This is a genomic window from Pseudomonas sp. Leaf15 (assembly GCF_001421425.1).
Taxonomy (GTDB): domain Bacteria; phylum Pseudomonadota; class Gammaproteobacteria; order Pseudomonadales; family Pseudomonadaceae; genus Aquipseudomonas; species Aquipseudomonas salomonii.
Genome location: NZ_LMKI01000001.1, coordinates 209,972 through 232,127 on the forward strand (window position 1 = coordinate 209,972; position 22,156 = coordinate 232,127).

At 60.4% G+C, this 22,156-nt stretch carries 17 protein-coding genes; 8 read left to right on the forward strand and 9 right to left on the reverse strand.

All coding sequences use genetic code 11. The features are described 5' to 3' along the window. Positions 1-22: 22 nt before the first annotated feature. Positions 23-745: a glycerophosphodiester phosphodiesterase gene (locus ASE80_RS01060; protein ID WP_017137433.1), complete on the forward strand. Its 723-nt coding sequence runs from the start codon at positions 23-25 to the stop codon at positions 743-745. Positions 746-787: 42 nt separating this feature from the next. On the opposite strand, the gene sthA is transcribed toward ASE80_RS01060, so the two are convergent. Then, positions 788-2,182: a Si-specific NAD(P)(+) transhydrogenase gene (sthA, locus tag ASE80_RS01065; protein ID WP_003189670.1), complete on the reverse strand. Its 1,395-nt coding sequence runs from the start codon at positions 2,180-2,182 to the stop codon at positions 788-790. 235 nt (positions 2,183-2,417) lie between these two features. On the opposite strand from sthA, the gene ASE80_RS01070 reads away from it, so the two are divergent. After that, positions 2,418-2,960, forward strand: coding sequence for a chalcone isomerase family protein (locus ASE80_RS01070; RefSeq protein ID WP_056857277.1), 543 nt, complete (start codon positions 2,418-2,420; stop codon positions 2,958-2,960). 256 nt (positions 2,961-3,216) lie between these two features. Continuing rightward, positions 3,217-4,515, forward strand: coding sequence for an MFS transporter (locus ASE80_RS01075; RefSeq protein WP_056857278.1), 1,299 nt, complete (start codon positions 3,217-3,219; stop codon positions 4,513-4,515). Positions 4,516-4,676: 161 nt separating this feature from the next. Here ASE80_RS01075 and ASE80_RS01080 read toward each other — a convergent pair whose 3' ends face one another. Beyond that, complete coding sequence (locus ASE80_RS01080) at positions 4,677-6,140, reverse strand: glyceraldehyde-3-phosphate dehydrogenase (protein ID WP_017137429.1); 1,464 nt, start codon at positions 6,138-6,140, stop codon at positions 4,677-4,679. Positions 6,141-6,480: 340 nt separating this feature from the next. Here ASE80_RS01080 and mfd point away from each other — a divergent pair, with 340 nt between their 5' ends. The 3 genes from mfd to ASE80_RS01095 are packed head-to-tail and all read left to right on the forward strand — an operon-like array spanning position 6,481 to position 13,211. Next, positions 6,481-9,930 carry a transcription-repair coupling factor gene (gene mfd, locus ASE80_RS01085; protein ID WP_056857279.1) on the forward strand — a complete coding sequence of 1,150 codons (3,450 nt, stop codon included), beginning with the start codon at positions 6,481-6,483 and terminating at the stop codon, positions 9,928-9,930. 11 nt (positions 9,931-9,941) lie between these two features. Beyond that, complete coding sequence (locus ASE80_RS01090) at positions 9,942-10,511, forward strand: CsiV family protein (protein WP_056857280.1); 570 nt, start codon at positions 9,942-9,944, stop codon at positions 10,509-10,511. A gap of 9 nt (positions 10,512-10,520) precedes the next feature. After that, a complete protein-coding gene (locus ASE80_RS01095; RefSeq protein ID WP_056857281.1) occupies positions 10,521-13,211 on the forward strand; it encodes a DEAD/DEAH box helicase in 2,691 nt (896 codons plus the stop codon). 100 nt (positions 13,212-13,311) lie between these two features. On the opposite strand, the gene nagZ is transcribed toward ASE80_RS01095, so the two are convergent. Both nagZ and ASE80_RS01105 read right to left on the reverse strand, forming a co-directional pair. Continuing rightward, a complete protein-coding gene (gene nagZ / locus ASE80_RS01100; RefSeq protein WP_056857282.1) occupies positions 13,312-14,322 on the reverse strand; it encodes a beta-N-acetylhexosaminidase in 1,011 nt (336 codons plus the stop codon). 134 nt (positions 14,323-14,456) lie between these two features. Next, the gene (locus ASE80_RS01105; protein ID WP_056857283.1) at positions 14,457-15,164 is read right to left on the reverse strand and encodes a TetR/AcrR family transcriptional regulator; all 708 of its coding nucleotides are present in this window, start codon (positions 15,162-15,164) and stop codon (positions 14,457-14,459) included. 263 nt (positions 15,165-15,427) lie between these two features. Here ASE80_RS01105 and lexA point away from each other — a divergent pair, with 263 nt between their 5' ends. Continuing rightward, a complete protein-coding gene (gene lexA / locus ASE80_RS01110; RefSeq protein WP_017137423.1) occupies positions 15,428-16,036 on the forward strand; it encodes a transcriptional repressor LexA in 609 nt (202 codons plus the stop codon). A 10-nt stretch (positions 16,037-16,046) separates the two neighbouring features. Further along, a complete protein-coding gene (gene sulA, locus ASE80_RS01115; RefSeq protein WP_056857284.1) occupies positions 16,047-16,520 on the forward strand; it encodes an SOS-induced cell division inhibitor SulA in 474 nt (157 codons plus the stop codon). A gap of 270 nt (positions 16,521-16,790) precedes the next feature. On the opposite strand, the gene ASE80_RS01120 is transcribed toward sulA, so the two are convergent. The 5 genes from ASE80_RS01120 to fadA form a co-directional block, all read right to left on the reverse strand. Then, a complete protein-coding gene (locus tag ASE80_RS01120; RefSeq protein ID WP_017254451.1) occupies positions 16,791-17,024 on the reverse strand; it encodes a hypothetical protein in 234 nt (77 codons plus the stop codon). A 226-nt stretch (positions 17,025-17,250) separates the two neighbouring features. Next, the gene (locus tag ASE80_RS01125) at positions 17,251-17,772 is read right to left on the reverse strand and encodes a DUF6586 family protein (RefSeq protein WP_056857642.1); all 522 of its coding nucleotides are present in this window, start codon (positions 17,770-17,772) and stop codon (positions 17,251-17,253) included. Between the two features lie 127 nt (positions 17,773-17,899). Further along, complete coding sequence (topA, locus tag ASE80_RS01130; protein ID WP_056857285.1) at positions 17,900-20,521, reverse strand: type I DNA topoisomerase; 2,622 nt, start codon at positions 20,519-20,521, stop codon at positions 17,900-17,902. 114 nt (positions 20,522-20,635) lie between these two features. After that, complete coding sequence (locus ASE80_RS01135; protein WP_056857286.1) at positions 20,636-20,872, reverse strand: DUF1653 domain-containing protein; 237 nt, start codon at positions 20,870-20,872, stop codon at positions 20,636-20,638. Between the two features lie 97 nt (positions 20,873-20,969). After that, on the reverse strand, positions 20,970-22,145 hold the full coding sequence (gene fadA / locus ASE80_RS01140) for an acetyl-CoA C-acyltransferase FadA (RefSeq protein ID WP_017137418.1): 1,176 nt from the start codon (positions 22,143-22,145) through the stop codon (positions 20,970-20,972). Positions 22,146-22,156 lie beyond the last annotated feature (11 nt).

Genomic DNA, 22,156 nt, shown 5'->3' on the forward strand with positions numbered 1-22,156 from the left:
TACCTGGCGCAAAGGAGCAACTGTGACCCTGATTTACGGCCACCGCGGTGCCAAAGGCGAAGCACCGGAAAACACCCTGACCAGCTTTCAGGAGTGCCTCAAGCACGGTGTACGCCGTTGCGAACTGGACTTGCACCTGTCCATGGACGGCGAGTTGATGGTGATCCACGACCCGACCCTCAAGCGCACCGCCGACCGGCGCGGCAAGGTCGTCGAGTATTCGGCGGCGGACCTGGTAAAGATGGACGCGCGCAAAGGTGGCCCAGGCTGGGTCAAACCGTGCCCGATTCCGCGTCTGGAAGAACTGTTCGAACAGTGCGACTTCGATCACTGGCAGTTGGAAGTCAAAAGCGCCTCACGCACCCGCGCCGCGACCACCGTGTTGGCGATCCGCGAGATGGCGGTGCGGCATGGCCTGATGGACAAGGTCACCGTCACTTCAAGTTCGCGGGAAGTATTAAAAGCAGCGGTGGAACTCACCCCGGACCTGTCACGCGGTCTGGTGGCCGAATACGCCTGGCTCGACCCGTTGAAGGTCGCGCAGAACTACGGCTGTGAATACCTGGCATTGAACTGGACGCTGTGCACCCCCGAGCGTCTGGAAAAAGCCCAGCGTCAGGGTTTGCACGTGTCCGTGTGGACGGTCAACGAACCTGCGCTGATGCGCAGGCTCGCCGACTTCGGCGTAGATAGCCTGATTACAGACTTTCCCGGTTTGGCCACTGCCACCCTCGAGAATTACTGAAATCGGTCTCCCCGGCCGGCTCAGGCCACCGGCCGGAGCCGCTCAAAAAAGCCGGTTGAGGCCGTCGTAGGCCGCTACCCGATAGGCTTCGGCCATGGTCGGGTAGTTGAACGTGGTGTTTACAAAGTACTTGAGGGTATTTTGCTCACCCGGCTGGTTCATGATTGCCTGACCGATGTGCACGATCTCCGAGGCCTGGTAGCCGAAGCAATGCACGCCGAGAACCTCAAGGGTTTCACGGTGGAACAGAATCTTCAGCATGCCTTGCGGCTCACCGGCGATCTGTGCACGCGCCATGCTCTTGAAGAACGCCTTGCCCACTTCGTAAGGCACCTTGGCCTTGGTCAGTTCGTGCTCGTTCTTGCCGATCGAGCTGATCTCTGGAATCGTGTAGATCCCGGTCGGCACGTCGTTCACATAACGCCAGCTGCCGTTGTCGACGATGCTGCCAGCGGCCGAACGGCCCTGGTCATGGGCAGCACTGGCCAGGCTCGGCCAGCCGATCACGTCACCGGCACCGTAGATGTTCGGTACGCAGGTGCGGTAGTTCTCATCCACTTCGATCTGGCCACGGCTATTGACCTTGACCCCGATGTTTTCCATGCCCAGCTTGTCGGTGTTGCCGGTTCGGCCGTTGCACCACAGCAAGGCGTCGGCCTTGATCTTCTTGCCCGACTTGAGGTGCAGAATCACGCCGTTATCCAGGCCTTCGACCCGCTCGTACTCTTCGTTGTGGCGCACGGTGATGTTGTTGTTGCTGAAGTGGTAGCTCAACGCCTGGGAGATTTCCGAGTCGAGGAAGCTCAGCAACTGGTCGCGGTTGTCGACCAGTTCCACCAACACGCCCAGGCCGCTGAAGATCGAGGCGTATTCACAGCCGATCACGCCGGCGCCATAGATGATCAATTTGCGCGGGGTGTGGCCCAGGCTAAGGATGGTGTCGCTATCGTAGATACGCGGGTGATGGAAATCGATATCCGCCGGGCGATACGGGCGCGAACCGGTGGCGATAATGATGTGCTTGGCCACCAGCTTTTCGACCACACCGTTGGCGCAGACCACTTCGACGGTTTGCTCGTCGGCAAAGCTGCCGGTGCCGAAGAACAGGTCGACGCGGTTACGGGCGTAGTAGCCGGTACGCGAAGCGACTTGCTTGGAGATAACTTTTTCAGCGCTTTTCAATACGTCCGGGAACGAGAACCAGCGCGGCTCACCAATGGCCCGGAACATCGGGTTGGTGTTGAACTGCATGATCTGGCGCACCGAGTGACGCAAGGCCTTGGACGGGATGGTACCCAGGTGGGTGCAGTTACCGCCGACCTGGCGACGGCTATCGACCATCGCCACCTTGCGCCCCGCTTTGGCGGCGTTCATTGCCGCACCTTCTCCAGCCGGGCCGGAACCCAGTACCACTACGTCGTAGTTGTAGACAGCCATGCGTACTCCTCAGAACAGGCCAGGCGTACGGTTGGACGCCTGGCTAAATCATGCCGCGGCCAGCGGGCATGAAGGAAATTTTTGGCTCAAGTGTGTGAGCCGGGGCACAGTCTATATAAGGCTCAACGCCGCGCACATTAACCCTTGGTCGCGTCGTAGGCCAGTCTTGCCTTAACTACAGGAACTGCAAACTGGCATTACACTGCTGACACGCACCTTCACAGGCGGGGCCATTATGCGGCATGTGGTTTTGTGTTTAATGATGATTTTTTCGTTTGCGGTGCATGCCAATGAGGCGGACCGGCTCAAACAGGCTGGCTTCCCGGCGCAGTCTCATGAACTGGCGCTGAAAAACCAGGCGGTGCTGGTGTATCTCTGGGCGGATGTGTACGCAGCCGCGCTGTACGCTCCAGCGGATATCAGCGCCAAACAGGCCTGGACCCAGCGAAACGATGTGCGCCTGGCGCTGTATTACTTTCGCGACATCGACCGCAATGATGTGATCAAGGCCGCTACGGCCACCCTCGAACGCCAGCAATCCGCTGCAACCCTCGCCCGCCTGAAGCCAGAGCTGGACCAACTGCACGCCAGTTTCCGCAACATCCGCACGGGCGATCGTTATGCCCTGGATTTTCGCCCTGGGCGCGGGCTGAACCTGGAGATCAATGAGCAGGTGGTGTTCAGCAGTCGTGACGAGGCGTTAGCAAAAGCCTACCTCGGTATCTGGCTGGCGCCGAAAGGCCTGTCGGACAGCCTGCGCAACGCCCTCCTGAACTAATCACCAATTCCCTGTGGGAGCGGGCTTGCTCGCGAATGCGGTGTATCAGTGACTCATATGCTGACTGACACACCGCATTCGCGAGCAAGCCCGCTCCCACATTTGATTTTCATCGCCCCCGACAACTGCGCATTTAGTCAGCTAGCTATCAATTTTGATTGCCGGTAGTGGCTAATACACATATTGTTACAAAACTGCAGCAAGGACGAATGATGACCAGGGATCACTAATAAGATAGCCAAAATGAGTGCATGACATGTCCACTACCACGGGCAAGGGCAAAGCGATTTTTCGCGTTGTCAGCGGCAACTTCCTCGAGATGTTCGACTTCATGGTCTACGGTTTCTACGCCACGGCCATTGCCAAAACCTTCTTTCCCAGCGACAGCGCCTTCGCCTCGCTGATGCTGTCGCTTGCGACTTTCGGCGCAGGCTTCCTGATGCGGCCACTGGGCGCAATCTTCCTCGGCGCCTATATCGACCGCCACGGCCGTAAAAAGGGTCTGGTCATCACCCTGGCCTTGATGGCTGCGGGCACCATCCTGATTGCCTGCGTGCCCGGCTACGCCACCCTGGGCGTTGCGGCGCCGTTGCTGGTGCTGTTTGGCCGGTTGCTGCAAGGCTTCTCCGCCGGCGTCGAGCTGGGCGGTGTGTCGGTGTACCTGGCGGAAATCGCCACGCCGGGCCGCAAAGGCTTTTTCGTCAGTTGGCAGTCCGCCAGCCAGCAGGCTGCGGTGGTGTTCGCCGGTTTGCTCGGCGTGGGCCTCAACCACTGGCTCAGCCCCGAAGAGATGGGCGACTGGGGCTGGCGCGTACCGTTCCTGATCGGCTGCCTGATTGTGCCGGTGATCTTCGTGATTCGCCGTTCGCTGGAAGAAACCCCTGAGTTCCAGGCGCGTAAACACCGCCCTACCCTGCAGGAAATCGTGCGTTCGATCGGCCAGAACTTCGGCATTGTCATTGCCGGCATGGCGCTGGTGGTGATGACCACCGTGTCGTTCTACCTGATTACCGCCTACACCCCGACCTTCGGCAAGGCCGAACTGCACTTGTCCGACTTCGATGCGTTGCTGGTCACGGTGTGCGTGGGCATTTCCAACTTTATCTGGCTGCCGGTGATGGGCGCGGTGTCCGACAGGATCGGGCGTAAACCCTTACTGCTAGGGGCGACGATTCTGGCGATTCTCACGGCGTACCCGGCGCTGTCGTGGCTGGTGGCGAATCCGAGTTTCAGCCATCTGCTGATCGTGCTGTTGTGGTTGTCGTTCCTGTATGGCTCGTACAACGGGGCGATGGTGGTGGCGCTTACCGAGATCATGCCGATTGAAGTGCGCACCACCGGGTTTTCGCTGGCTTACAGCCTGGCGACGGCGACCTTTGGTGGGTTTACGCCGGCGGCCTGTACTTATCTGATCCATGTGCTGGATAACAAGGCGGCGCCGGGGATTTGGCTGAGTGGCGCGGCGGTGCTGGGGTTGATTGCGACGCTGGTGCTGTTTAAAGGCAATCGGCATGAATTGCGGACGGCGCAGGCTTCGGTGGTTGGCGGCGCCTGATAGACCGCTATCGCAGGCAAGCCAGCTCCACATTTGACGGTGTTCACAAGTCGAAATGTGGGAGCTGGCTTGCCTGCGATGAGGCCCTGATATTCACCACAAAACCAACAGCCACAAAAAAGCCCCGAACCAGTCGGGGCTTTTTCATTTACCGCAAAGGCTTAGCGCGGGAATGCTGGCGGGTTAACCCCAGCCATGTCTTCCATCACACGAACCACCTGGCAGCTGTAGCCGAACTCGTTGTCGTACCACACGTACAGCACAACGCGGTTGTCCTGGGTAATGGTCGCTTCAGCGTCCACCACACCGGCGTGGCGCGAGCCAACGAAGTCAGTGGAAACCACTTCCTGCGAGTTAACGAAGTCGATCTGTTTATGCAGGTCGGAGTGCAGCGCCATGTAGCGCAGGTACTCGTTCATCTCTTCACGGGTGGCGGCTTTCTCAAGGTTCAGGTTGAGAATCGCCATCGACACGTTCGGCGTCGGTACGCGGATCGCGTTACCGGTCAGCTTGCCGGCCAGCTCAGGCAGGGCCTTGGCAGCAGCGGTGGCGGCACCGGTCTCGGTGATCACCATGTTCAGCGCGGCGCTACGGCCACGGCGATCGCCCTTGTGGAAGTTGTCGATCAGGTTCTGGTCGTTGGTGTACGAGTGAACCGTTTCAACGTGACCGTTAACGATGCCGAACTTGTCATTCACAGCCTTCAGCACCGGCACGATGGCGTTGGTGGTGCAGGAAGCGGCGGACACGATCTTGTCGTCAGCGGTGATTTCACCGTGGTTGATACCGTGCACGATGTTCTTGAGCTTGCCCTTGCCAGGCGCAGTCAGCACAACGCGGTCGATACCTGGGCAGGCCAGGTGCTGGCCCAGGCCTTCGGCATCCCGCCATACACCGGTGTTGTCCACCAGCAGCGCGTCTTTGATGCCGTACTGGGTGTAATCCACCTCGGCCGGGTTCTTCGCGTAGATCACCTGGATCAGGTTACCGTTGGCGGTGATGGTGTTGTTTTCTTCGTCGATGACGATGGTGCCGTTGAACGGGCCGTGTACCGAGTCGCGGCGCAGCAGGCTGGCGCGCTTGGTCAGGTCGTTCTCGGCACCTTTGCGCACCACGATGGCCCGCAGGCGCAGGCCGTCGCCGCCACCGGTTTTTTCGATCAGGATGCGCGCCAGCAGGCGGCCGATACGACCGAAGCCGTACAACACCACGTCGGTGCCTTTGCGGGCAGCGGCGTTTTGCTGGCCAACCACATCGGCCATTTCTTCACGCACGAACTGCTCGGCGCTGCGGCCGGCACCTTCCTTGCGGAACTTGTAAGCCAACTTGCCCAGGTCTACCGAAGCCGCGCCGAGCTTGAGCTCGCTCATGGCTTTGAGCAGTGGGAATGTTTCGTGGACGGAGAGTTCGCTGTCGTCGGCGGAACGGTGACGCGCAAAGCGGTGCGCTTTGAGAATCGCGATGACAGACTGGTTGATCAGGCTGCGGCCATAGATCGAGCTCACCACATTGTTATTGCGGTACAGCTGACCGATAAGCGGAATCATCGCTTCAGCGAGTGCTTCACGGTCGATCCATTCACCAAGACACTGGTCGGGCTTCTGAGTCACGGGAACCTTCCACATGTAGGGGCAGAAAAAAGGGGCTACATTATGTCGTCCGACTGCCCGTTGAGCAATGCGCCGAGCACAACAAAAAGCCCTTGCAAAAAAATACCACCCCGCTACAAGCCAGTAAACACGCGGGTTCCAGCAGGCCACCCATACCGCGATAGTGCCAACTTGTCCGTAACCCTCCGAAACATCCGCGCAAAATGGCACTACATATTGAGTCAAAACCCGCCATTGTTTGTCTTAGCCACTACATTTCCTGCAAACCGTAATAGGCTCAGTCAGCAACTGACAGGCGGCACCTTGGACCGCTACAATTACCGACTTTGTCGCAACGCTTGGAGCTCAACCTTCCGTGCCCGTTCTGCGTCTACCGCTTCTCCCTGCCGCGGCAGGTAAACAGCACTGGGGCAACCTGCCCGGTGCCGCCCTGAGCCTGGCCATTGCCGAGGCTGCCAGCGCAGCCAAGCGCTTTACCCTGCTGCTCACCGCCGACAGCCAAAGCGCCGAGCGGCTGGAGCAGGAGCTGAGCTTCTTCGCCCCCGATTTGCCGGTGCTGCATTTCCCCGACTGGGAAACCCTGCCCTACGACCTGTTCTCGCCGCACCAGGACATCATTTCCCAGCGCATCGCCAGCCTGTACCGCCTGCCGGAACTGGCCCACGGCGTGCTGGTGGTGCCGATCACCACCGCCCTGCACCGTCTGGCGCCGACCAAGTTTCTGCTCGGCAGCAGCCTGGTGCTGGATGTCGGCCAGAAGCTCGATGTGGAGCAGATGCGTACGCGCCTGGAAGCCAGCGGTTACCGTTGCGTCGACACCGTGTACGAACACGGCGAGTTTGCGGTGCGTGGAGCCTTGATCGACCTGTTCCCGATGGGCAGCAAACTGCCGTACCGCATCGACCTGTTCGATGACGAAATCGAGACGCTGCGCACCTTCGACCCGGACAACCAGCGCTCCATCGACAAGGTAGAGTCGATCAAGCTGCTGCCGGCGCGTGAGTTCCCGCTGCAAAAAGACGCGGTCACGCGCTTCAAGGCGCGCTTTCGCGAACGCTTCGACGTCGACTTCCGCCGCTGCCCGATCTTTCAGGACTTAAGCAGCGGGATTACCCCGGCCGGTATCGAGTACTACCTGCCGCTGTTCTTCGATGAAACCTCCACCCTGTTCGATTACCTGCCCGCAGACACCCAAGTGTTCTCGCTGCCGGGCATCGAGCAGGCGGCGGAAAACTTCTGGAACGATGTGCGCAACCGCTACGAAGAGCGCCGCGTCGACCCGTCGCGGCCTTTATTGCCGCCCGCCGAACTGTTCCTGCCGGTGGAAGACTGCTTCGCCCGCCTGAAAAACTGGCCACGCGTAGTTGCCAGCCAGCAGGACGTGGACGCCGGCGGTGGCCGCGAGCGCTTCCCGGCGAGCACGCTGCCGGACCTGGCGATTCAGGCCAAAGCCACCCAGCCACTGGAAGCGCTGTCCAACTTCCTCGGTGATTTCCCTGGCCGTGTGCTGTTTACCGCCGAATCCGCCGGCCGTCGCGAAGTGCTGCTGGAGCTGCTGGAACGCCTGAAGCTGCGCCCGAAAACCGTCGACAGCTGGCCGGACTTTGTCAAAAGCAAAGAGCGCTTGGCGATCACCATTGCGCCGCTGGACGAAGGCTTGTTGCTGGACGACCCGGCCCTGGCACTGATCGCCGAAAGCCCGTTGTTCGGCCAGCGCGTGATGCAGCGCCGTCGCCGTGAAAAACGCGCCGACGCCAACAACGACGCGGTGATCAAGAACCTCACCGAACTGCGCGAAGGCGCGCCGGTGGTGCATATCGACCACGGTGTGGGCCGCTACCTGGGTCTGCAGACCCTGGAGATCGACAACCAGGCCGCCGAATTCCTCACCATGGAATACGCCGAGGGCGCCAAGCTCTACGTGCCGGTGGCCAGCCTGCACCTGATCGCACGCTATACCGGCAGCGACGACGCGCTGGCGCCGTTGCACCGCCTGGGCTCCGAGACCTGGCAGAAAGCCAAGCGCAAAGCCGCCGAACAGGTGCGCGACGTGGCCGCCGAGTTGCTCGACATTTATGCCCGCCGTGCCGCGCGCGAAGGCTATGCGTTCGCTGACCCGAAAGCCGACTACGCCACCTTCAGCGCCGGTTTTGCCTTCGAAGAAACCCCGGACCAGCAAACCACCATCGAAGCGGTGCGCGCCGACATGCTCGCGCCCAAGCCAATGGACCGCCTGGTGTGCGGCGACGTGGGCTTCGGCAAAACCGAAGTGGCCATGCGCGCAGCCTTTATTGCCGTGCACGGTGGCAAGCAAGTAGCGATTCTGGTGCCGACCACCCTGCTCGCCCAGCAGCACTACAACAGCTTCCGCGACCGTTTTGCCGACTGGCCGGTGAGCGTGGAAGTGATGAGCCGCTTCAAGTCCGCCAAGGAAGTGAACGCCGCCGTCGCCGACTTGGCCGAGGGCAAGATTGATATCGTGATCGGCACGCACAAGCTGCTGTCGGATGACGTGAAGATCAAGAACCTGGGCCTGGTGATCATCGACGAAGAGCACCGCTTTGGTGTGCGTCAAAAAGAACAGCTGAAAAACCTGCGCAGTGAAGTCGACATTCTGACGCTCACCGCGACGCCGATCCCACGCACGCTGAACATGGCCGTGTCGGGCATGCGCGACCTGTCGATCATTGCCACGCCGCCGGCGCGCCGCTTGTCGGTGCGCACCTTTGTGATGGAGCAGAACAAAAGCACGGTCAAGGAAGCGCTGCTGCGTGAACTGCTGCGGGGCGGGCAGGTTTACTACCTGCACAACGACGTAAAAACCATCGAGAAATGCGCCGCCGACCTCGCCGAACTGGTGCCGGAAGCGCGCATCGCCATCGGCCACGGGCAGATGCGCGAGCGTGAACTCGAACAAGTCATGAGCGACTTCTACCACAAGCGCTTCAACGTGCTGATCGCCTCGACCATCATCGAGACCGGCATCGACGTGCCGAGCGCCAACACCATCATCATCGAGCGCGCCGACAAGTTCGGCCTGGCGCAATTGCACCAGCTGCGTGGCCGTGTGGGCCGTAGCCACCACCAGGCCTATGCCTACCTGCTGACACCGCCGCGCCAACAGATCACCTCCGATGCCGAAAAACGTCTGGAAGCGATCGCCAACACCCAGGACCTCGGTGCCGGTTTTGTACTGGCCACCAACGACCTGGAAATCCGTGGCGCTGGTGAATTGCTCGGCGATGGCCAGAGCGGGCAGATCCAGGCGGTGGGTTTCACGCTGTATATGGAGATGCTCGAACGCGCGGTAAAGGCCATCCGCAAGGGCGAACAACCGAACCTCGACCAACCCTTGGGCGGCGGCCCGGAAATCAACCTGCGTTTGCCGGCGTTGATTCCCGAAGACTACCTGCCCGACGTGCATGCGCGGCTTATCCTGTACAAGCGCATCGCCTCGGCCACCGACGAAGAAGGCCTCAAGGACTTGCAAGTCGAGATGATCGACCGCTTCGGCCTGCTGCCCGAACCAACCAAGAACCTGGTGCGCCTGACGCTGCTGAAATTGCAGGCCGAACAGCTGGGTATCAAGAAGGTCGACGCCGGGCCGCTGGGTGGGCGCATCGAGTTCGAGGCGCAAACGCCGGTGGACCCATTGGTGCTGATCAAACTGATTCAGGGCCAACCCAACCGCTACAAGTTCGAAGGGGCTACGCTGTTCAAATTCATGGTGCCGATGGAGCGTGCCGAAGAGCGCTTTAATACCCTGGAGGCGCTGTTTGAGCGCCTCATCCCGAAATCTGCTTGAAGGACGCCCCCATGCGCCTGTTCCGCATTCTGAGCTTAGTGTTGGTGGTGGTCGCTCCTTCGGCATTTGCCGACAGCCCGTATTTGGTGGAAATGATCCTGGTGCGCCAGAACGCCGAGCCGGAGATCAATAGCCGCGCCGCGCCGGAAAACTGGGATGCCGGCGCGGCGCGGTTGCCGACCGACAAGCTCAGCCCACCGCGGCTGGGCAACATCGTCGACAAGCTGAGTGCGGACAACAGTTACACCGTATTGCTGCACCGCGCCTGGGATCAGAACCTCGGTGAGCAACCGGTGAAGCTGGCCATTACCGACGGCCAGGAGCAGTTCGGCCAGTTCCCCATCGAAGGCACGCTGAATCTGCAGCTGGGGCGCTTTACCGATATCGATGCGGACTTCTGGATCAACCGGTTCGACGCCAACGGCAGCGTGATTGCCAGCGAACACTTGAGCCAGCAAGACGTGCGCACCAAGAACAACCAACTCAATTACCTGGATGGCGGCCACTTGGCGCTGCTGATCAAGATCACGTCGCTGACCGCCAAACCACCCAGTGCGCCACCGCCCGACATTCAGGACTGATCCAGCGCCATGCCCCTGACGTCGTCGTTGACCAAACCCCTGGCCCCTTCGTGGGCCAATCGCTTTAAAGAGCAAAGCCTTGAGCGCGGGCGGCGCTATGCCCTGGAAAACCGCGTGCGCATCGTCGAGTCCGGCGACAGCACCATCATCGCCAGCTGCGAAGGCTCTGGCGGCAATGTTTACCGACAAACCATCTCGCTGCGCGAATCGGCCAAGGGCACGCTGATCCTGGTGGACAGCCGCTGCACCTGCCCGGTACACACCAACTGCAAACACATCGCGGCCGTGCTGCTCAAGGTCCAGGAAACCCTGGCTTACCCGGCCGCCGCGCAAGATGCCGAGCTGCTGGAAAAACTCCAGGCTGTGCTGGATAACCGTGTGGTGCTGCCACAAGTGGTGATGGAAGAAGTGCGGCCGGTGCCGCGCCTGTGGCTGGCCAGCGTGGAGTTCAGCGCGTTTGAACCGCGTAATGGCAAGATGCAGCGCTATATCCAGCACCGTGCGGCGCTGTCGTTCAATTACCTGGGCAACTATGTCAGCGGGCAGAAAAACGCCGACATCATCGTGCGCCAGGAAACCCAGAGCCTGCGCATCAAGCGCCATCCGGAGCTGGAGCAACCCTATCGCGAACAACTGCGCCTGCTCGGCTTCAAGATCGCCACGCGCCAGAGCAAAGCGTTGCCGGAGAGTGCCGGCGAGCTGTTCGAACTGGTCAATGACAGTGCGTGGCTGAACTTCACCCTCAACGCCTCGCCGACCTTGCGCGCCGAGGGTTGGGAGCTGCAAATAGAAGAAGATTTCGGTTTCGACCTTAGTGCCGTCGATGACTGGTACGCCACCGTCGATGAAGGCCCGGAACGCGACTGGTTCGACCTGGAGCTGGGGATTATCGTCAATGGCGAGCGCCTGAGCCTGTTGCCGATTTTGCTCAACTTGATGCGTTCCCACACCGAAATCCTCAACCCGGAGAAACTCGCCCGGCGCCGTGACGACGAGTTGATCCTGGTGAATATTCCCGGCCTGCCCAACGGCCATGGCCCGCTGCAAGTGGCATTGCCCTACGGCCGGCTCAAGCCGGTGCTGGCCACCCTTGGCGAGTTTTACCTGCAGGAAACCGGCACCACCAGCTTGCGCCTGGCCAAGGCCGATGCCATTCGCCTGAACCCGCTGGAAGACCTGCCGCTGCAATGGGAAGGCGGCGAGAAGATCCGCAACTTCGCCCAGCGCCTGCGCGACATCAAGGACTTCACCTGCGTGGCGCCCGAAGGCCTGAACGCGACCTTGCGCCCCTATCAGCTGGAAGGCTTGAGTTGGATGCAGTCGCTGCGTCAGCTCGATGTGGGCGGGATTCTTGCCGATGACATGGGCCTGGGCAAAACCCTGCAGACCCTGGCGCATATTCTCAGCGAAAAAGCCGCCGGACGCCTCGACCGGCCATGCATGGTGGTGATGCCCACCAGCCTGATTCCCAACTGGCTGGATGAGGCCGCGCACTTCACACCACAGCTGCGGGTGCAGGCGCTATACGGCGCGGGTCGCAAGAAACATTTCGCCAACCTGCAGGACTATGACCTGCTGCTGACCACCTACGCGCTGCTGCCCAAAGACATCGACACCCTCGCCGCCCAGCCCTTGCATGTGCTGATCCTCGATGAAGCCCAGTACATCAAGAACCCCAACAGTAAGGCTGCCCAGGCCGCGCGCGAGCTCAATGCGCGCCAGCGCCTGTGCCTGAGCGGTACGCCGCTGGAAAACCACCTGGGCGAGCTGTGGTCGCTGTTCCACTTCCTGCTGCCGGGCTGGCTGGGAGACGTCAAAAGCTTCAACCGCGATTACCGCGTGCCCATCGAAAAACGCGCCAGTGAGGTGCGCTTGCAGCACCTCAACGGTCGGATCAAACCCTTCCTGCTGCGCCGCACCAAAGAGCAGGTGGCCACCGAGCTGCCGCCCAAGACCGAGATCATCCACTGGGTCGACCTCAACGAGGCCCAGCGCGACGTGTACGAAACCATGCGCCTGGCCATGGACAAAAAGGTGCGCGACGAAATCACCCGTAAAGGCGTGGCGCGCAGCCAGATCATCATTCTTGAAGCACTGCTCAAGTTGCGCCAGGTGTGCTGCGACCTGCGCCTGGTCAACGATGCCACCCTGCCCGCCCGTGGCAGCAGCTCGGGCAAACTCGACAGCCTGCTGGAGATGCTCGAAGAGCTGTTTGCCGAAGGGCGCCGGATATTGTTGTTCTCGCAGTTCACCTCGATGCTGAGCCTGATCGAAGCCGAGCTGAAAAAACGCGGCGTGCCCTACGCATTACTCACCGGCCAGACCCGCGACCGGCGCACACCGGTGAAGGATTTCCAGAGCGGCAAGCTACAGATTTTTCTGATCAGCCTGAAGGCCGGCGGCGTCGGCTTGAACCTGACCGAGGCCGACACGGTGATCCACTATGACCCATGGTGGAACCCGGCGACGGAAAACCAGGCGACCGACCGTGCCTACCGCATCGGGCAGGAGAAGCCGGTGTTCGTCTACAAGATGATCGCGAGAGGCACGGTGGAGGAGAAAATCCAGCACCTGCAGAAGGAAAAGTCTGACCTGGCAGCGGGTGTGCTGGATGGGCGCACGACCGGGGATTGGCAGTTGGGTAATGAGGATATTGAGGCGTTGTTTGCGCCATTGCCCCATAAGCAAGAGAAGCGATGACGGTTGGATCGCTATCGCAGGCAAGCCAGCTCCCACCCTTGAATGCATTCACATATCAAAGGTGGGAGCTGGCTTGCCTGCGATGGCAGCAACGCGGTATTCAGTCGATCAACTGAGCATCGCGCAACGCGGTAAGCGCTGTCAGCCAACGCGGATCCTGCTTGTACTCTGTCGAAGCGATCGCCTGCCCGCGCATCCGCGCAATCCGCGCCGATGGTGTGACCTTCATGCGCTGCGCCGCCGTGAGTGCCAGCTCCGCAGCCGCCCGGTCATTGCAGACCAAGCCCATATCACAACCGGCCGTCAGCGCCGCTTCTATACGACTGGCCGCATCACCGACCACATGCGCCCCCGCCATGGACAGGTCATCGCTGAAAATCACCCCGTCAAATTGCAGCTCGCCGCGCAGAATGTCCTGCAACCAGCGACGCGAGAAGCCGGCGGGTTGGGCGTCCACTTGCGGATAAATGACGTGAGCCGGCATCACCGCCGCCAATTGCTTGCTCAGGCGTGCGAAAGGCACCAGGTCGTTCGCGCGAATCTGTTCCAGGCTGCGTTCGTCATTGGGAATCGCGACGTGGGAATCCGCCTCGGCCCAGCCATGGCCCGGGAAGTGTTTGCCGGTGGCCGCCATGCCGGCGCTGTTCATACCGCGAATGAAGGCACCCGCGAGCGCGGCAGCGCGCTCCGGGTCGCCTTCGAAGGAACGGGTGCCGACCACCGCGCTGCGCTGATAGTCGAGGTCGAGCACCGGGGCAAAGCTCAGGTCAAGGCCGACCGCCAGCACTTCAGTGGCCATGATCCAGCCGCACTGCTCGGCCAGGTATTCGGCATTCGGCTTATCCGCCAGCAGGCGCATGGCCGGCAGGCGTACAAAACCCTGACGCAGGCGCTGCACACGACCGCCTTCCTGATCGACCGCCAGCAGCAGGTCGGGCCGCAGTGCGCGAATCGCCGCGCTAAGCTCGCGCACCTGGCGTGGATGCTCGATATTGCGCGCAAAAATGATCAACCCGCCCACTTCAGGCTGGCGCAACAACTGGCGATCCTCGGCCGTCAGCCAAGTGCCGGCCACATCGACCATTAACGAACCTTGCAGGGCAGCAGTCATAAACCTTCCTTAAATAACGCACACAACCCGTTGCCCTCACCTGGCGCGAAAAGCGCGGTGAGCACAACGGGTTGCGAGTAAATAGCTGAAATCGGCATGGCGGCTAGCTTAGCCGCCGCGCACACCTGGGGCAATCACGCCTTGGCGACGGCCGGCGTCGACTTGCTGCGCGGGCGCAGTTGCGCGGAGGCCATGGCCGGGTCGGTCACGCCGGTTTCGGCGCGCATGCCGGCGGCAAGGAATGGCACCATCAGGCGCATCACTTGCTCGATGGAGGTGTTGACGCCGAAATCGGTCTCGGCAATCGCGCGCAAGGCCTTGATGCCGGACATGCTGAACGCGGCGGCGCCGAGCATGAAGTGCACACGCCAGAACAGTTCGATCGGCGGAATACGCGGCGCGGCCTCGTTAACCAGCAGCATGTAACGGCGGAACACCTTGCCGTACATGTCTTCCAGATAACGGCGCAAGTGGCCCTGGCTCTGGCTGAAGGCCAGCCCTAACAGGCGCATGAAGATCGACAGGTCATTGCCGCTGCGCGGTTGAACCACCAGCGCTTGCTCAACCAGGATTTCCAGCAGGTCCTCCAGGCTTGGCTTGTTTTCGGGCTTGGTCTGGCGACGCTCCAGCTCACGGTCGAGGCTGGCGCAGAACGGCCCCAGGAAGCGTGAGAACACCGCCTGGATCAGGGCTTTTTTCGAGCCGAAATGATAGTTCACGGCAGCGAGGTTAACCCCAGCCTTGCTGGTGATCAGCCGCAATGAAGTTTCAGCAAATCCTTTTTCCGCGAACAATTGCTCGGCAGCATCGAGAATGCGTTCAACGGTTTCCGACTGGGCCATGGCTACTCCGCCTGACAAACACTTGTTTGAAACATACGTTTCAGGGTGTGTCTTGTCAAGCCTGCGAGTCCGTTTTCCGGCCGGGCAGTCATCTATTTCATCGCTATTTAATCACATCCTTCGCGCCCTGTAGGCAGCGCTGTCTATGCCTTGTAGGAAGAGTGACAGACGACCGTCCAGCGGCGTGCCAAAAAAGGATGATTGCCAAGCGCAGTTCACTGTATATAATCCCAGTCACTGTATAAAAAGACAGAGCGATCAACATGCTAAAACTGACGCCACGCCAAGCTGAGATTCTGGCTTTTATCAAGCGCTGCCTCGACGACAACGGCTACCCGCCGACGCGAGCGGAAATTGCGCTGGAACTGGGGTTCAAGTCCCCCAACGCCGCCGAAGAACACCTCAAGGCCCTCGCCCGCAAAGGCGCGATCGAGATGACCCCGGGTGCTTCACGCGGTATTCGTATCCCGGGTTTTGAAGCCAAGGCCGACGAATCGACCCTGCCGATCATCGGCCGTGTCGCCGCTGGTGCGCCGATCCTGGCGCAGCAGCACGTCGAAGAGTCCTGCAACATCAACCCGACGTTCTTCCATCCGCGTGCCGACTACCTGTTGCGCGTACACGGCATGAGCATGAAGGACGTGGGCATTTTCGACGGCGACCTGCTGGCCGTCCACACCACTCGCGAGGCCCGTAATGGCCAGATCGTCGTCGCCCGTATCGGCGATGAAGTCACCGTCAAACGCTTCAAGCGCGAAGGCAGCAAGGTCTGGCTTATGGCCGAGAACCCTGAGTTCGCCCCGATTGAAGTGAACCTGAAAGATCAGGACCTGGTGATCGAAGGCTTGAGCGTCGGCGTCATTCGCCGCTAAAGGAGGCACCATGCAGCTCGTGCACACCCCGCAACACACACAACTGTCGCTGTTCGAGGCCTTTATGGCCCAACCCCTTGCGCCCATCCTCAAGGAAACGGTCGAGGCCCCTTGGGGCTCCGAACCTGAGGCGTTCAGTGAGCTGTCGTTGCGCGGTGCTGCCGGGAGCTGCCTGAGCCTGCTGGCGCCGATTCTTCGCGAATTGAGCGAAGAGCAGGACGCACGCTGGCTGACGCTGATCGCCCCACCTGCAAGCCTGACCCAGGCCTGGCTGCGGGACGCCGGCCTCAACCGTGAGCGCATCCTGCTGCTGCAACCACGCGGCGCGCAAAGTGCTCAGCAGTTGACGTGTGAAGCCTTGCGCCTGGGGCGTAGCCATACGGTGGTGAGCTGGTTGAACCCACTGAATGCGGCCGCCAAGCAACAGCTGGTCAGCGCCGCGCGCACGGGCGATGCGCAGAGTTTGAATATTCGATTGGGGTAATGGGGTCTGCTGCAGGCCAGCCCTGTGGACGGGCTTGTTGTGGCAGGCGAGCTTGTTGTGGCGAACGGGCTTGTTGTGGCGAGCGGGCTTGCCCCGCGTTGGGCTGCGCAGCAGCCCCAAAAATCAGGCACCGTGGAATACCTGATACACCGCATTAAAATATTTCAGGGCCGCTTCGCAGCCCAACGCGGGCCAAGCCCGCTCACCACAAAAAACCTGCTCACCACAAAAAAAGCCTGCTCACCACGCAAGCACGCTCATCGCGAAGACTCAGTGAAGCACCCGCGGCCCATCTTCCTTCTCCGGCTCGCCTTCGGCCAGGCGACCAGCCATCTGCACACCCACGCTCAACATGGCTTTTGCCACTTCCACATGCTGGCCTTGCAGGAACGCTTTTGCGTCCTCGGAAAAATCCAAAATAACCAGAGAACCCTCGTCCTCAGCCCGGCGCAGCTCGATTCGGCCGTCAGGCAGTTCAACAATTTCCAGAAAGGACGTTGGCATATAAGTCTGTTCTCCACGAAAGGCCGGGATTATATCAGTCATCCACCCAGCCTCGCAGAGGATCTGGACAGGTTTCTTGACGGCTTGATGAATGGTGCTCTGGGAGGGTTGCTCTCAATGTGGGAGCTGGCTTGCCTGCGATTGCGGTGTATCAGCAAAAGGCTGGCAAGCTGACCCAGCGCTATCGCAGGCAAGCCAGCTCCCACCTTGGCTCAGCGCAAACCTCTTAACACTCGTTCAAGCCTTCGCGAAACCGCAACGCCATCTTCTTCAACTCCTGACGCCAGCTTTCCAGCTCTTCACGACTCAGCGGCTTGGGCTCATCCTCTTCCAGCGCAACGGCCACGATCAGCGGCTGTGTCACATCGCCCTTGGGCACATGGGGCACACGCGGCGGCTGGAACATGTCTGCGTGAGCCTTGAGCAAGCGGGCGACCCAGCTGTCCGGGCTCTGCGCCATTTCTACCAGTTCGGCCAACTCGGGAATCGCCATGCTGTCCAGCACTTCGCGGTTCATGATCATTTCTGCGCGGGGCGCGCCTGCCTGGGGCAAGCGGTAGAACCCGGCAATTTCATGGCACAAGCCCAGCAAAGCGCCATAAAGGTGGAACAACGCCGCCTCACGCCCGGCCTGGACCAGCGCGATGGCATTCATCTCCTTCCCTTCCTCGGCGCGGCCAAGGGCTTCCAGGGACAAACCCGCGAAGTAAATTTTCTGATTGGTACGGGTATAGAGTTCGTTGGCCATAACGGCAATCTCCACAACGAAATAAGCGTGATGCTGGCTGAACAGTGTCACGGATCAGCCAAGTTTCCTGCAAGCGCAAAAAAAGGCCGCCTTTTCAGGCGGCCTTTGTAGTAGGCAGATCAGCCGATCAAGCGCCCTGGCGCTTGTCCTCGACCTTCCACTTGCCGCCGTCGTAGAAGGCTTTCCAGCCGGTAGGCTTGCCGTCCACTTCGGTCTGCACGTACTGCTCCTTGGTTTTGCGGCTGTAGCGGATCACGGACGGGCGACCGTCGGGATCCTTCTTCGGCGCTTCACACAGGAAGTGGTACTTCGGATCGATCTCGTCCTTGTGTGGCACGATCTCCATCACCAGCGGGGCACGGGTCTCGCGGTTTTTCGGGAACTGGCTGGCCGCCAGGAACAGGCCCGAAGCGCCGTCACGCAGGATGTAGGTGTCGTTGACCTTCTCGCACTTGAGTTCAGGCATCTTCACCGGGTCCATCTTCGGCGGCGCCGCGTCACCGCTTTTGAGCAGTTTGCGCGTGTTCTTGCAGGTCGGGTTGGTGCAGCCGAAGAACTTGCCGAAACGGCCGGTCTTGAGCTGCATCTCGCTGCCGCACTTGTCGCATTCCAGGCTCGGACCTTCGTACCCTTTGATGCGGTAGGTGCCTTCTTCGATCTCGTAGCCATTGCAATCCGGGTTGTTACCGCAGATGTGCAACTTATGCTTCTCGTCGAGCAGGTAGGCGTCCATCGCCGTGCTGCAGATCGGGCAACGGTGCTTGCCACGCAGTACCAGCGACTCGGACTCACCCTCGTCGTCGGCGGCAATCTCATCGCCTGGCACCAGGTTGACGGTGGCCTTGCAACGCTCTTTGGGCGGCAGGCTGTAGCCCGAGCAACCGAGGAACACACCGGTGGATGCGGTACGAATCTGCATCGGACGGCCGCACGTCAGGCATGGGATGTCGGTCATCACCGGCTGGTTGGCGCGCATGCCGCTGTCAGGGCTTTCGGCTACTTCGAGTTTCTTTTTGAAGTCGCCGTAGAACTCATCCAGCACGTTTTTCCAGTCGCGCTCGCCCTGGGCCACGTCATCGAGGTTCTCTTCCATGCCGGCGGTGAAGCCGTAGTCCATAAGGTTGGAGAAGCTCTCGGACAGGCGTTCGGTGACGATGTCGCCCATCTTTTCCGAGTAGAAGCGGCGGTTGTGCAGCGCCACGTAGCCACGGTCCTGGATGGTCGAGATGATTGCGGCATAGGTCGAAGGACGACCGATACCGCGTTTTTCCATCTCTTTTACCAGGCTGGCTTCGGAGTAACGCGCCGGCGGCTTGGTGAAGTGCTGGGACGGGTCGAGCTTGATCAGCTTCAACGTGTCGCCCTGGGCCATGTCCGGCAGTACGTCATCATCGCCTGGCTTGGCGATCTGCGGCATCACACGGGTATAGCCGTCGAACTTGAGGATACGGCCCTTGGCACGCAGCTCGAAGTCGCCTGCGCCCACGCTGACGGTGGTGGACAGGTATTGCGCCGGCAGCATCTGGCAAGCCAGGAACTGGCGCCAGATCAGCTCGTAGAGGCGCTCAGCGTCACGCTCCATGCCAGTCAGCTTGCTTGGCTCGGTGTTGGCGTCGGAAGGACGAATCGCTTCGTGAGCCTCTTGTGCGCCTTCCTTGCTGCTGTAGACGTTCGGCTTCTCCGGCAGGTACTTCTTGCCGAACTCGCTTTCAATATAAGTACGCGCCATCGCCACCGCGTCTTGCGACAGGTTGGTGGAGTCGGTACGCATATACGTGATGTAGCCGGCTTCGTACAAACGCTGGGCCATCATCATGGTCTTCTTCACGCCAAAGCCCAGGCGGTTGCTCGCGGCCTGTTGCAGCGTGGACGTGATGAACGGCGCCGACGGCTTGCTGCTGGTCGGCTTGTCTTCGCGCTTGACGATGCTGTAGCTGGAAGCCTTGAGCTTCTCCAGCGCGGCCATGGCCTGGGCTTCGTTCAGCGGCTTGAAGGCCTCGCCTTTCTCACGGGCCACTTCAAAGCGCACGTTGGCGCCCTTGGCAGTGCCCAGGTCGGCGTGGACTTCCCAGTATTCTTCGGGGTTGAACGCACGGATCTCACGCTCACGCTCCACCACCAGCTTGACCGCTACCGATTGCACACGGCCGGCGGACAGGCCACGGGCGATTTTCGCCCACAGCAGTGGCGAGACCATGTAACCCACCACGCGGTCGAGGAAACGACGCGCTTGCTGGGCGTTAACACGGTCGATATCCAGCTCGCCCGGCTTGGAGAAGGCTTCCTGGATGGCTTTTTTGGTGATTTCGTTGAACACCACACGCTTGTAGCGGCTGTCATCACCGCCGATGGCTTCGCGCAGGTGCCAGGCAATGGCTTCCCCTTCGCGGTCCAAGTCCGTCGCGAGATAGATGGTGTCGGCATCTTTGGCGAGCCGGCGCAGCTCTTCGATGACCTTTTCCTTGCCCGGAAGGATTTCGTACTTGGCCTTCCAGCCATGATCCGGGTCCACACCCATGCGTGAGACCAGCTGCTTGCGCGCTTTCTCTTTAGGGCTGAGCACCGGACCTTCGCCCGCAGCCGCCTTGCCGCGCTTGGCGGCAGGCTCCTTGCTGGCGCTAGCCGAACCGCTGGTGGGCAGGTCTCGGATATGGCCGATACTCGACTTCACCACGTACTCGTTGCCCAAGTACTTGTTGATGGTCTTGGCCTTAGCCGGGGATTCCACAATGACCAGCGATTTGCCCATGGATCGGAAAATTCCTGAATTCGAGAAGTGAAAGGCAGTTGGCGCCTGTCGCGGCAACGCTATATATAGTGGCAACAAGGTGAGGTCAAGCGCAGCATTCTGCGCGGCCTGCCGTTATTGCCCTGAAAAAAGACTGGGTTCGACCTGCACCAAAGCAAAGCGCGGGACCTGCTCGCCGTCAACTTCGACGGTCTGAAGGAACATGCTCAATGGGCGCACCCAAAAGCCGTAATCGCCATACAGTGCTTGGTAAAACACCACTTCTTCTTCGGTCTCGGAGTGCCGTGCCACATTAAAAACACGGTACTGCGGGCCCTTGTAATGTTGGTAGAGCCCTGGTTCGACTTTCATGCTTTGGCCCTCGTGCAAAATTTGTTGAAAAAAAATATTAAAAATTCCAAAAAACAAAAACCGGGGCACTGGGCCCCGGCTTCCGTCAGCGAAACGTTTAGATACGTTCGAAGACGGTGGAAATGCCTTGGCCGAGACCAATGCACATGGTTGCAACCCCGAGGTTGCCGCCATTTTGCTTCATCACGTTAAGCAAAGTGCCGGAGATACGTGCACCGGAGCAACCGAATGGGTGGCCCAGGGCAATCGCGCCGCCGTGCAGGTTAACCTTCTCGTTCATCTTGTCGAGTACTTTCAAATCTTTCAGCACTGGCAGGGCCTGTGCGGCGAAAGCTTCGTTGAGCTCGAAGAAGTCGATATCGGAGATGGTCAGGCCCGCGCGCTTCAAGGCTTTTTGTGTGGCCGGTACTGGACCATAGCCCATGATTGCCGGGTCCACACCTGCCACTGCCATCGAACGGATCACCGCCATCGGCTGAATGCCCAGGTCCTGGGCACGCTGCGCCGACATCACGATCATGCACGAAGCACCGTCGGTGATTTGCGACGACGTACCGGCTGTCACGGTGCCGCCCTTTGGATTGAAGGCGGGCTTCAAGGCCGCCAGGCTTTCCAGGGTGGTATCCGGACGAATGGTTTCGTCGTAGTCGAACAGTTTGAGGAAACCGTTCTCGTCATAACCGTTCATCGGGATGATTTCATCCTTGAACTTGCCTTCCACGGTCGCCTTGTGGGCCAACTGGTGGGAGCGCACGCCGAATGCGTCCTGGGCTTCGCGGGTAATGCCGTGCATTTTGCCGAGCATTTCTGCGGTGAGGCCCATCATGCCCGAGGCTTTTGCCGCGTACAGCGACATGTGCGGGTTAGGGTCGACGCCGTGCATCATGCTGACGTGGCCCATGTGCTCCACGCCGCCGACCACGAACACATCGCCGTTGCCGGTCATGATCGCTTGTGCTGCGGTGTGCAGCGCGCTCATCGACGAGCCACACAGGCGGCTGACGGTCTGGCCAGCTGCCGTGTGCGGGATCTGGGTCATCAACGACGCCATGCGCGCGATGTTCCAGCCCTGCTCCAGGGTCTGGTTGACGCAACCCCAGATCACGTCTTCGACTTCGTTAGGGTCGACCTTGACGTTGCGCTCCAGCAACTTGCTGATCAGGTGCGCCGACATGTCTTCGGCGCGGGTGTTGCGGTGCATGCCGCCCTTGGAGCGGCCCATTGGCGTGCGACCGAAGTCGACAATCACCACGTCTCTTGGATTCAAGCTCATAAATATTCTCG